The 13,245-nt window shown below is 40.9% G+C and carries 8 protein-coding genes; 4 read left to right on the forward strand and 4 right to left on the reverse strand.

The window, feature by feature from the left end; translation table 11 throughout:
- Nucleotides 1-41: 41 nt before the first annotated feature.
- From dnaA to F5613_RS07650, 4 genes are all read right to left on the reverse strand, one after another.
- Nucleotides 42-1,439 carry a chromosomal replication initiator protein DnaA gene (gene dnaA, locus F5613_RS07635; protein WP_079681898.1) on the reverse strand — a complete coding sequence of 466 codons (1,398 nt, stop codon included), beginning with the start codon at nt 1,437-1,439 and terminating at the stop codon, nt 42-44.
- Nucleotides 1,440-1,804: 365 nt separating this feature from the next.
- On the reverse strand, nt 1,805-2,689 hold the full coding sequence (locus F5613_RS07640) for an MlaD family protein (protein ID WP_079681899.1): 885 nt from the start codon (nt 2,687-2,689) through the stop codon (nt 1,805-1,807).
- Nucleotides 2,690-2,733: 44 nt separating this feature from the next.
- Nucleotides 2,734-3,882 (reverse strand): N-acetylmuramoyl-L-alanine amidase family protein, encoded by a 1,149-nt coding sequence (locus F5613_RS07645; protein WP_079681900.1) that lies wholly within the window; start codon nt 3,880-3,882, stop codon nt 2,734-2,736.
- An 80-nt stretch (nt 3,883-3,962) separates the two neighbouring features.
- Complete coding sequence (locus F5613_RS07650) at nt 3,963-5,252, reverse strand: M64 family metallopeptidase (RefSeq protein ID WP_179399304.1); 1,290 nt, start codon at nt 5,250-5,252, stop codon at nt 3,963-3,965.
- A 191-nt stretch (nt 5,253-5,443) separates the two neighbouring features.
- On the opposite strand from F5613_RS07650, the gene F5613_RS07655 reads away from it, so the two are divergent.
- From F5613_RS07655 to F5613_RS07670, 4 genes are all read left to right on the forward strand, one after another.
- On the forward strand, nt 5,444-5,839 hold the full coding sequence (locus F5613_RS07655; protein WP_455639430.1) for an HYC_CC_PP family protein: 396 nt from the start codon (nt 5,444-5,446) through the stop codon (nt 5,837-5,839).
- Nucleotides 5,840-6,174: 335 nt separating this feature from the next.
- Nucleotides 6,175-10,047, forward strand: coding sequence for an efflux RND transporter permease subunit (locus tag F5613_RS07660; RefSeq protein WP_179399306.1), 3,873 nt, complete (start codon nt 6,175-6,177; stop codon nt 10,045-10,047).
- Nucleotides 10,048-10,066: 19 nt separating this feature from the next.
- Nucleotides 10,067-11,512 (forward strand): TolC family protein, encoded by a 1,446-nt coding sequence (locus F5613_RS07665; protein ID WP_394353456.1) that lies wholly within the window; start codon nt 10,067-10,069, stop codon nt 11,510-11,512.
- A gap of 54 nt (nt 11,513-11,566) precedes the next feature.
- Nucleotides 11,567-13,204 (forward strand): efflux RND transporter periplasmic adaptor subunit, encoded by a 1,638-nt coding sequence (locus F5613_RS07670; RefSeq protein WP_179399308.1) that lies wholly within the window; start codon nt 11,567-11,569, stop codon nt 13,202-13,204.
- The last annotated feature ends 41 nt before the right edge of the window (nt 13,205-13,245 follow it).

Consider the following 13,245-nt stretch of genomic DNA (forward strand, 5'->3'; position numbering starts at 1 on the left):
GTATACAAAAGCATCCTTTTCTGTTATTTAACGGAAGAAATTTAATTTTTGAGCTGTACTTCAATCTGTTCAACGGTAGAACGAAATGTCTTACAAGTTTCAATTTGGTCTTTAATTGTTTTGCATGCATGTAGTACTGTTGCATGGTCTTTTTTTCCTACAATCTTACCAATGTGGGCAAATGAGCTGTCTGTATATTTTTTAGACAGGAACATCGTAATCTGTCTGGCTTGTACAACTTCACGTTTCCGAGAACGTGTTTGTATGGCCGAGAGTTCTAGATTGAAAAATTTACAAACAGTTTCCTGTATTGTCTGAACTGATAATTGTTTTTTCTCCAGGCGAACAGCTTGACTAACCACTCTTTTAGTTAATGGGAGGTCAATTTCCTTATTATTGATAACTGCGTTAGCCATTAAAGAAACTAAAATACCTTCCAGATCACGTACATTTTCGGTTACATTGGTAGCAATGAAGTTGAATACTTCATCTGGAATAACAATACCGTCATGATTGATTTTGTTTTTCAAAATCTTTTTTCTTAAATCTAAATCCGGACGACATAATTCTGCTGTAAGACCCCACTTTAAACGTGTAATCAAACGCTCTTCCATTCCTTGTAAGTCAACCGGTGCTTTATCCGAAGTTAGAATAAGCTGTTTCCCTAACTGATGAAGGTGGTTGAAAATATGGAAAAAAGTATTCTGAGTTTTATCAAGTCCAATCATCTCCTGAATATCATCCAGAATCAACACGTCAATGTTTTGATAGAAATTCAGGAAATCATTTATTGTGTTTTTACGGATTGCATCCGTAAATTGCACTCTGAATAAGTGGGATGATACATATAGTACCTTCTTGGAAGGATGGACTTCCCGTATGCGTGTGCCGATAGCATGGCATAAATGAGTTTTTCCAACGCCAGACGGACCAAAAATAAACAACGGATTAAAAGTTGTTTTTCCGGGGTTCTGGGCAACTGCTTCACCAGCTGTACGTACCAGCTTATTACTTGTCCCTTCAAAGTAATTATCAAAGCTGTATTTTGGATTAAGCTGAGGATCTAAATCCTGAGGAGCTGTTTGCACAAAAGGATTAGGAGCTTTGTTGGCACCCTGAGGAGCTACTTTTTTTACTGCTACAGATCCCTCTTCTGCAGGATAATCAACTGTTCCCCCGGTACTCTTGTCTACCATGACACGATAGTTCAAGATTGTACCTTGCCCTATTACCCTGTATAATGTAAGTTTAAGGACATTCACATACTTCTCTTCCAGATACTCGTAAAAGAACTGGCTGGGAACCTGAATGGTGAATTTCCTATCATCATACGACAACGGGATAATTGGTCTAAACCATGTGTTAAAAGCGGCCTCGGGGACATTGTCTTTAATGACAGCAAGGCATTTATTCCACAATAATTGATGATCAGTTTGCATTTTATTTTATTCTCTCAACTATAACTTTATTCTTAATGAGTACAAAGTTTATAAAATAATTCCAATAAAAAAAGTGTGAATTTGTTTGGTTAATTTGAATATTCAATATCCCTTTTAGTTTCAGGGAGTTACTGTTATTGGGTTGATAATCTGATTTTTATAAAAAAAGGGGATTTAAATCCTTTGTTACAAAAGCATTTCAGCCCTGCGAGGTAAAAGACTCGGGAAAAGCAAAAAGCCTTAAAATAAGGAGGTAAGTCCTTTTTGTAAGGCTTTTTTTGATGCTGTATCCCAGAGAAATTAAAAAATAGTTAATTAGATGTATTCTAAATTACATTAACATAATAACTCTGAAATCGTATGTTTTAGAACACTGAAAAATGAACGTATCGTTTTGGATTTTGTTTAAGATCAATAAGTAATTTCGATGCATTGTCTGCCGTACTGTTCAGGTTTTCATACAATGCTTTGTCGTTTAATAAAAGTCCAAGGCTATTGTCTGATGAGTTTAATTTCTCTGTTGTAAGTTTTAAATTTCCAAGCGTTGCATTCATCGAATTCACAGTTGTTTCGAGATCCAGTCCCTTCATTTCTGTACTCATCTCTGCAAAATTGGATGTTATCATTTTAAGATCGGATACAATTACCGGCACGTCTTTGCTTAAAAGACTGTTAAGCTGACGTGTAGAGGCTTCCAGATTACCGGTGGTCCGTTCAATTTGATTTAAAGACTGGTTTAGTGCCGGATGATTAACAATGGTATTCAATCCAACAAGGATAGAATCGATTTTGGGAATAAGATCTACCACCTGAGGAAGTAATTTATCTTGAACGGTCCCCATAATGTCATCAGACATATGTCCCTCCAACGTATCTCCGGGAGTAAGGTAATCCGTTACATATTTATTTAAATGAATGTGTAATTCACCTCCACTCAGCATGCTTTTTACAATGGCGATATAACTGCCTTTGTTAATTCTCATTTTCTCTTCCAGACTGATCTCTACGGTTACTTTATCTGTAGTTGAATAGTCGTAGATTATGTCCCGAACCAACCCAACCTTAAAACCTTCCACATAAACAGGGCTAGAAATGGTAACATCCTTCACATTGTCGAAAGTTACATAATAATGATTAACGGGTTGGAACAGATTTATACCCTTAAGGTAATTTACTCCGAAATAGAGTAGAGCCAGACTTACAATGGTGGCTAATCCTATTTTCGCTTCTTTCGTAAATACGTTTTTCATTCTTTAATATTATGAATTATTTATATTCTCAATTATGTATCTCATTAGTATTTAACCTTTTTGCCATCTTTGAACGCGATGATAAAAGCATCCTTAAAATCCTTTGCCACTTTACGTCGCAATTTCTTTATTTCTTCAAAACTGGTTGTTTCACCATAAGTGTATTTAATCAAACCACCTTCCTTGTAAGAATCGATGTTTTTATATCCCTTAAAAAGCCTCGAAGATTCACTTAGCTTTTTGTCGGAGGTCAGTATTTGAATTTTGTAAATCAGTTTGCCGGAAGTATTTCTTTCCGATTTATCTGCTTTATTTACTGTGATATTTTCTCTTTCTGCAGGCGTCTCCTGTGGGGTTGATTCTGTAAGTTCAACCGGCCTGGCATTGGTAACAGCTCCATTAGATAAAGCACCTTGTTTACGATCGTATTCTCTTTTGTATTTTGTAAAAGCGTTATACAGAGATCTTGCCAGTTGATTCTGTCCTTCGCTGGAGCTCATATAACGTTCCTCTTCTTTATTGGAAATAAATCCTAACTCAACAAGAACACTGGGCATGCTGGTCTTCCGAAGAACCAGAAGTCCGGCTTGCCGCACGCCACGATCCACCCGATTGGCAGAAGTGAATGCTTTTTGGATCTCAGAGGCAAGGCCTATGCTCTGTTCCATATGCTTGTTTTGCATAAACTCAAAAATAATGTAAGATTCGGACGAATTAGGGTCGAATCCTTCATACTTTTGTAAATAATTATCTTCCAGTAGGATCGCGGAGTTTTCACGCATTGCCACCTGCAGATTCTCATCAGTTCGTGCCAAACCTAAAGTAAAAGTTTCTGTGCCTTTTACATAATTGCCCCGTTTTACCGCATTGGTGTGAATTGACATAAACAAATCCGCTTTTGCACGGTTGGCAATTTCTGCCCGCTCATCCAATTCAATAAAACGATCCGTTTTTCGGGTATAGATAACTTTAACATCGTTATGATTGGACTCAATCAATTCTCCAACTTTAAGAGCTACCCCCAGATTGATTTCTTTCTCGTCGATTCGAGACCCCTGGGCACCGGGATCTTTCCCTCCGTGTCCGGCGTCAATAACCAAAACAAATTTATCTTTTGCCTGTATTTCCGGTCCACAAAAAAGAAGCGCAGCAATTGCAATAAAATATAATAGAGGCTTTCTTTTCACCTTCATGTAATTCTAGTAAATTTGGTACAAATGTAGTGATTTTTGCTTATTAAAAATGCCAGTACAGCTTATTTAATAAGATATTCTTATTTAACAGGCCTGTCTGTCAGGAAATTTATCATTTGCGTGATACCTCTCTGGCATGCAGGACAAAAGGGGTGATAATTACGCATCATACAATTATTCATAGGGCGATAGATTCCTTTTGAAAGATATCCTCCACCTTCAAAAACCCCTATCTGTTCCTTGAATGTTTCATTTAAAGGAGTTGGAACAGGCGTTTTTTTAGGAAGCAGATCTTTCCATTTACTTTCAAAATTCACCAATGTGGTGATGTTTGGCTCCCAAGGCTCATACTTAAGGTTGTAGAAATCGTTGTATGCAACTTCCGAATCAAAGTACTCATCGGCTAACCCTGCAAAACTATGGCCGAATTCATGTACAAATACAACCGAGGTAAGTTCATTATGAGCCGTACTCATGGCATAAAAATTATACATGCCCCCCCCTCCATAGGTGTCGGAGTTCACAAGGATAAATATCGCGTCGCAGGGTACATTCCATACCGCATCCCTAATCGGTTTCATATCTTGCGATGTAAGATAGCGATCGATACCGAATGTGTAATAACCCGAATTCAAAGCCGTATTTTTCCAGATACTGTCGCCCGAAACATCCATGCCACTCTCCTCAGACGGAATGCAAACAGCCCATACATTAAAATCTGATTTGAATTTTCCGAAGGGTGGCGTATCAAACAGTGTTTTAGTGAAACGTCGGGCGTCGGATTCAAATTTTTCTAATTCCTCCATTGTATAACCTTCGGCAAGGAATACAAGATCTACCTTTTCTGCAGAATCACCTTTATCCTGAATTTTAACAATCTTATTCTTTTTCAGAGGACTGCGGTCGATAAATATGCTTTTGGGATCAATCGTTTGAGTCATAATCGGATGAAATTCCATATCTGACTTATCCCTGGCGCATAATTCAATTCGTACCGGCTTTTTGGGAAATGGAACCGATACACTGTTGTTCCATGATTGAGTCTCCACTTTAGCTTGGTCGGTTGTTCTCCATTCCTCAAACAACGTATTGAATCCACGTGAATATATCTTTTTCCCGGAAGCAAGATCATATACATTGATATAATATCCTCCGTAACCAAATGGGTCTTCCATATTTTTAACCGGACCGCCCCAAACAGGTTCTTCCCGCAGTTGTTGTACAGCAGCCTGCTGAATCGAGTCATTTCCCGTTAGTGAAAAATCAATACGCAGGGTTCTCTTTTCAAAATAGGATGAAAAGTCGTTTTGTGCATTGCCTACGTTTGTAGTAAACAATATTAAGAATAGAAGTAGAGCTGAATTTTTCATCTGTATATATGTTGATAAGATTCAAAAAGTACAAAAATAAAGATTATTTTCAATTCAATCGGAAGTTAGTGTCAAAACAAACGGTTTAAATAGATTGTTCTATCAATATTAACAGAAATTTGATTTCCTTAGGTTGACAATTCAAAAAATAAACTGTTAATTTGCAATTGAACAAAAATAATGATCTTTTTGTGAGAAGATTTTTAGCATTCATATTGATCCTTCTGTATATTGGTGTTTCTACTGGGGTAGCCATCAATTATCATTATTGCATGAATAAACTGGCTGAGGTCAGTTTAGTTATGACTGATCAGCATGACTCTTGCTCAAATTGCGGAACGGATGAATCCAAAGATGGTTGTTGCTCTGATGAGGTCAAAGCTATGCGTATTTCTATCGACCAGAATCTCACAGAAAGAATTTCATTGAATTCATCCTTTATGTATGTGGTGGCTGTGCTTTACGATATGCAGAGTTTACTATTAGCAAAGGAAGTATCATCGGAATCAGTTTCCCAATTCTCATTTTATCCTCCCGGCTTGGACAGGCCTCCTCTGTTCATTCGCAACTGTACATGGTTGATTTAATTCAATACTGATACTTTAAGTCTGTTTTCATTCTGATTTTAAAACAAATGTAAAGTTTTTCTTTTTCTAAAAGAAACTACTATTCCTTTGATAGCTGGTCATTACATTTATTTTGATTTTTTAGAAGCGGAAATGTAGGCTTATTTTAATAAGTACTTCAATAAGTATATCAGTAGAAGAATTCAAAATTAACATTTGTACAATGTGTATGAAAACAAACAATATAAATACATTAATGATATTCCGGAAAATATACAACTTCCGGCTTTTGAAAACAATATTGTCCGGTACAATAGATTCACAACTAGTAAATTACCCCTTAAAGTAACTGCACTATGATTAATAAAATTATTCGTTATTTTTTGGAAAACAGAGTTATCACATCATTGCTCTTGGTTGCATTGATTGGTTGGGGTATCTCAACAGCTCCTTTCAGTTGGGGTGACGGAGGTTTTTTACCTCGCGATCCTGTGCCGGTAGATGCCATTCCTGATATCGGAGACAACCAGCAGATTGTTGCTACCGAATGGATGGGGCGTTCTCCGAAAGATATCCAGGATCAGATAACCTATCCTCTTACTACGTCTTTACTGGGTATTCCCGGAGTAAAAACGATTCGAAGCACTTCCATGTTCGGGATGTCTTTTATCTACATCATATTTAATGATGATGTAGAGTTTTACTGGAGCCGTTCGAGGGTGTTGGAAAAATTGAATTCCTTACCTCCCGGAACATTACCTGCTGATGTGCAACCTGCATTAGGTCCGGATGCCACGGCCCTTGGACAGATATTTTGGTATACGTTGGAAGGGCGCGATCCTAAGACCGGTAAACCTACCGGAGGTTGGGATGCCGAAGAGCTTCGAACAATCCAGGACTTTTATGTCAAGTATTCTCTGTCGGCCGCCGAAGGTGTTTCGGAAGTCGCTTCAGCAGGAGGATTCGTAAGAGAGTATCAGGTGGAACTTAACCCCGATGCCATGCGTTCGTTCAATGTGTCCGTTATGGATGTGATGAATGCAGTACAAAAAAGCAATCTTGACATCGGAGCTGAGACTGTTGAAATAAATCAGGCTGAATACCTGATCCGTGGTCTGGGTTATATCAAAAAGGTAGCCGATCTTGAGGAGGCTGTTGTTACTGTACGAAACGGGGTGCCTGTACGCATCAAGGATGTTGCATTTGTAAATCTCGGACCTGCAACGCGTCGAGGTGGTTTAGATAAGGAGGGGGTAGAGGCAGTTGGCGGGGTAGTTGTTGCCCGTTACGGCTCTAATCCATTAAAGGTTATAGATAATGTAAAAGCAAAGATTGAAGAAATGGATGCAGGGATGCCGCAGAAAGTGCTGGAAGACGGAACCGTATCCAAAGTTACAGTTGTTCCCTTTTACGATCGTACAGGATTGATTAAAGAGACAATCGGTACGTTGGAATCGGCTCTCACAGAGGAGGTTTTGATCTGTATCATCGTTATAATCGTCCTGATTTTTAATCTACGTGCCTCTTTCATAATTGCAAGCATGCTTCCGTTGGCGGTGTTATCTACCTTTATTATCATGCGGAATGTGGGAGTAGATGCGAACATTGTAGCTTTGTCCGGAATCGCAATCGCTATTGGAGTTATGGTAGATATAGGTGTTGTGTTCGTTGAAAATGTAATCAGACATATGGAAATGCCCGAAAATAAGGGTATCAACAAAGGCAAGCCTTTTGTAAACCTTATTCATAAGGCTATCGGTGAAGTTTCCGGAGCAGTGCTTACAGGTATGCTTACAACGGTTATCAGCTTTATACCTGTATTTGCCATGGAAGCCCAGGAGGGAAAAATGTTTCATCCGTTGGCATTTACCAAGACATTTGCCCTTGCTTCTGCGTTTATACTGGGTGTAGTGGTATTGCCTACACTTACGTATTTCCTGTTTTCGATCCGTTCAAATTCTGCATTGCTGCGAAAGGGCTTAAATTACTTACTTATAACAGCAGGTGTAGTACTTCTGATCATATATGGAAGTGTGCCGGCTTTGGGACTTACAGCCGTTGGGTTCAATAATTTATTGGCTTACAGATGGAAAAATCCAAAGATTTCAACCTATATCAATATTGGTATTACATTATTGATAACCCTTTATTATTTGTCAGAGGGTTGGTTGCCCATGGGACCCGAAAATGGAATTACTCCCAATATTCTGTTTGTAGCCGGTAGTGTAGCCGTTATAATGTTCGTATTTGCTCTGCTGGTCCATTTTTATGAAAGGATATTAAGATGGTGTCTCGAAAATAGATGGAAATTCATGTCTATCCCATTGTTCACCATACTCTTCGGGCTACTAATTTGGTTGGGTTTTGATAAAACCTTTGGTTTTCTGGCAACTGGAGCAGAAGGAGTGGGGTGGAAAACTGTTCGTCAAACCTCTTTGTGGACAAGTGCTTCAGAAACATTTCCCGGAATCGGACAAGAGTTTATGCCCAGTCTGAATGAAGGATCATTTCTCCTGATGCCTACCAGCATGCCACATACGGGTGTGGAGCAAAACTTAAAATTGATTGAAACTTTAGATCGCAGGTTAGCTGCAATACCGGAAGTGGATGTCGCTGTAGGGAAATGGGGTCGTGTAAATTCAGCTCTGGATCCTGCTCCTGTGCAGATGTTCGAGAATACGATAAACTACCGTCCCGAATATATCCTGGATAGCGACGGTCATCGTATGCGTTTTAAAGTGAACAGCAAGGGAGAGTTCTTACTTAAAGGAGGAGGTGTCTATAATCCTGCCGACGGATTCAGGATAATACCTGCTGACAGCCTGATTGCCGATCGCTACGGTGATTACCTGCGCCAATGGCGTCCTGAAATTAAGAGTAGCAATGATATCTGGCAAGAGATTGTGAATGTGACCCACCTTCCCGGACTAACATCCGCACCCAAACTGCAACCTATCGAAGCACGACAGGTGATGTTGTCGACCGGAATGCGTGCGCCAATGGGTATAAAAGTATATGGTCCTGATCTTGAATCAATCGAAGAAGGAGGAAAGGCCCTTGAGCAAGCCTTGAAAGAGGTTCCTTCAGTCATCCCTTCGTCCGTATTTTATGATCGGGCGGTAGGTGCGCCTTACCTAGAAATTGAGTTGAACCGTAGCAATATGGCCAGATATGGAGTTAATGTATCTGATATGCAGGAGGTGCTGGGTGCCGCCGTTGGAGGTATGGTACTAACCTCCACTGTAGAAGGAAGGGAACGATTCCCGGTCAGACTTCGTTATGCCCGCGAATTACGAGACAGTCCGGAAGCACTTGCCAAGTTGTTGATTCCCACGGCTACGGGCGTTCAGGTTCCTTTGGAGGAGCTGGCCGATATCAGCTACGAACGTGGAGCACAAATGATTCAAAGTGAAAATACCTTTTTATTAGGATATGTAATCTTTGATAAGTTGGCAGGCAAAGCCGAAGTCGATGTAGTAAAAGAGGCATCCAGGATACTGGAAGATAAGATAGCAAACGGCGAGTTAAAACTGGCCAAAGGGGTTTCTTATAAATTTGCCGGAAATTATGAACAACAGGAGCGTGCAACTAAACGTTTAATGATTGTTATCCCTATTGCGCTTCTTTCTATCTTGATGATCCTTTATTTCCAATTCCGTACTGTAACAGCTTCTTTTATTCATTTTTCGGGAGTATTTGTAGCATTTGCCGGAGGGTTTATCTTTTTATGGCTTTACGGACAAGATTGGTTCATGAATTTCTCGTTGAATAACATAAATATGCGCGACCTCTTCCAGATGCATCCTATAAACCTAAGTGTAGCCGTATGGGTTGGATTTATAGCTCTGTTTGGTATTGCGACCGATGATGGGGTGTTGATGGGGACATACATTCATGATGTATTTGTGGAGCGAAATCCAAAAACCAGGATTGCCATTCGCGAGGCAGTAGTATTTGCAGGTAATAAAAGGGTTCGCCCTGCAGCTATGACTACGGCTTCAACACTGATTGCCCTGTTACCTGTGTTAACTTCTGCTGGCAAAGGTGCAGATATCATGGTGCCTATGTCTATCCCCACTTTCGGTGGTATGTTGATTCAATCCATGACCATGTTTGTTGTACCCGTATTACAATGTTGGTGGCGTGAGGGGGTATTGAAACGAGAACAGAGAAAGGAAAAAAAACAGAATGAATTACAAACAACGAAGGAGACAGAATATGAAGAATAAAATAATAAAATACAGTCTGATGTGGATTGCACTCTGGTTTTCTTCAATAACAATCTATGCATCCGAAACCGATAGCCTTACCTACTATTTACGTATGGCAGCACAAAACAATCCGCAGGTAAAGGCCGCGTTTGCCGGGTATAAAGCTTCGTTAGAGCGTATACCCCAAGCGGGTGCTTATGCTGATCCGGAGCTTGAGATAGGTTATTTTCTGGAACCAATGGAAACCCTTATGGGAAAACAAAAAGCCGATCTCACACTGATGCAGATGTTTCCCTGGTTCGGTACTCAAAAGGCGGCCCGTACAGAGGCGGCAGAGATGGCGCGTATGAAGTACGAGGAATTCAGAGACAGCCAGAATAATCTTTATTATAGCGTCAAAAGTCAGTGGTATCAGTTATGTAACCTGAATGAACAGTATAAAAATACGGCAGCTAACATCGAATTATTAAAGCAATTGGAGCAGTTGGCAATCCGTCGTTTCTCTGCTCCGGGAAGCTCTGCCGGAGTAACTGTACGCCAACCGGTAGTATCTGCCGGCCAGAATGTTTCGGCCGCCTCTTCAGGAATGTCGGGAATGAGTGGTATGGCCACCTCTTCAAATGTAGGTACGGTATCAACGACACAGCCTGTTTCCGGAGGTACAATGGCGCCTATGGCATCCATGGGAAGTAATGGAGCAACTGGCGGATTGTCTGATGTATTGCGTATACAACTTGAAATTTCCGAATTGGAAAATGCTTTGCAAACGATTCATTCCAATCGGATAGCAGCCGAAGCAGCTTTTAATGCATTGCTTAACCGCAATCAGCAATTGCCTGTAGCGGTACCCGATACATTGATTCAGAGGACTTATATGTATACGGACCAGGCAGTAACAGACAGTCTGTTTTCAAATCCGATGTTATCCATGATCGATGCAGAGAAAAGAGCCTATAAAGCTAAGGCGGAGATGGATAAAAAGATGAGTTATCCGATGTTTGGTATAGGCCTGCAATACTCCATACTCGGAAAAACTTCATCAGGATCGTCTGACATGAATACAGCTGTACCCATGAACAGTATGAACGGTAAAGATATGATTATGCCGATGGTCAAAATATCCATACCTATCTTCCGTAAAAAATACAACGCACAACAACGTGAAAGCGCTTATTATCGACAGGCCAGCGAATTGAAATATGCAGACATCCTGAATATAATGATGTCCGATTACAGTGCGTTAAAGCAGCAGTTGGAGGAGGCATCCCGTAAGATTACGTTATACGAAAAACAATATCAGCTTTCGTTATCAACGTATCATCTTATTACACGCGAGTTTTCGGCCGGCTCGGCTACCCTTACCGATGTAATCGGGGTGGAAAGGCAGTTGCTTGATTACCGGCTCAAGAAGAGTGAGGCGGTGGCCGATTATAACACCCGGGTGGCGGGGATAGAGAAACTTATAGCACGGTCATTGGAATAACGTATTCCAAACTATCAGGCATTTTCTGTAAAATAATAAAATAAATATATTGGAATGAAAACGATTAAAGATATTATAAAACTGAAAGCAGTTCGGTATACAGCTCTTATTCTGGGCGGTTTTTTATTGGGATGGGCATTTTTTAGCCCAAACCAGTCCAATCAGGCGTCTACACATGATCATGAACATGCTGCTGGTGAGGCAGAATCTGAAATTTGGACTTGCTCAATGCATCCTCAAATTAAACAAGACAAACCCGGAAAATGTCCGTTATGCGCCATGGATCTTATTCCTCTTCGTAAGGGGGGAGGAGAAGGGGGCGAAGCGGTCGATCCCAATGCTATTCAACTATCGGAGGAGGCTATTGCCTTAGCTAATGTGCAGACAACTCGTGTAAGCAGAGGCAATCCTGTAAAGACCATGCGTTTATATGGGAAAATAGCTCCGGACGAGCGAAGTCTGCAGTCGCAAACAGCCCATGTATCCGGACGTATTGAAACGTTGAATGTCGCTTTTACCGGACAGACTGTTCAAAAGGGACAGACGCTGGCTACACTTTATTCGCCGGAACTATTCAATGCACAGCAAGAGCTTCTTGAAGCTATCCGGATGCAACAGCCTATGCTGGTTACTGCAGCACGCGAGAAACTTGCCTATTGGAAGCTTACACCAGAACAGATTGCAGCGATAGAAAAGTCGGGTAAACCATCCTCAACGGTAGCCATCAAAGCAAATGTAAGTGGTGTGGTGATGACAAAGCGTGTAAACACCGGCGACTATGTCTCGCAGGGAGGCGTACTTTTTGATATAGCCAATTTATCCAAGGTGTGGGCATTGTTCGATGCATACGAAGCCGATCTGCCGTTTATTAAAAAAGGAGATAAGATTTCTTTTACCTTACAGGCTCTGCCGGGACGAACATTTACAGGTATTGTTGCATTTATTGATCCGATGATTGATCCAACAACGCGTACAGCACGGGTGAGGGTGGAAACCGGTAATCCGGGGATGGAGTTTAAACCCGAAATGTACGCAACAGCTCAATTGGAGGCTTCGTTGCGCGGACACGATAACCAGCTGGTGATACCCCAGTCGGCTGTGCTGTGGACCGGTAAGCGATCGGTTGTTTACGTGAAGCAACCCAACGTAAATGTTCCTGCATTCCTTTTACGTGAAATAGACCTGGGACCTTCTCTTGGAGGATCGTATGTTGTACTGGCAGGACTTAACGAAGGAGAAGAGGTTGTAACCAATGGTGTCTTCTCTATTGATGCCAGCGCACAGTTGGAAGGCAAACGCAGTATGATGAATCCGGTGGAGGCAAAACCTGTAACCGGTCACGAAGGTCATGTAATGCCGGCACAGAATACTGTACCGCAAACAAATCATTCTTCTGCGCACATGCATGGTATGTCTGAAAGCAATAAGACTAAATCCTTTACCCTGGAGGTAAAAGGCAGTTGCGGCATGTGTAAAGAACGTATTGAAACAACGGCCAAAGGAGTTGCAGGGGTTACAGAAGCTGTATGGAACCAGGAAACGAAAGTGCTCAAACTCCAGATTGATACGACTAAAACATCGTTACAAGCAGTAAGTAAAGCCATTGCGAAAGTTGGACACGATACCTCGTTGCATAAAGCCGATAAAGCCGTATACGATGCTCTGCCGGGTTGCTGTCATTATCGCGAATAAAGGTTGCATCTGATTATTCGTTTTATAAATAAAAAAGAGGA

This window comes from Macellibacteroides fermentans, from assembly GCF_013409575.1.
Taxonomy (GTDB): Bacteria; Bacteroidota; Bacteroidia; order Bacteroidales; family Tannerellaceae; genus Macellibacteroides; species Macellibacteroides fermentans.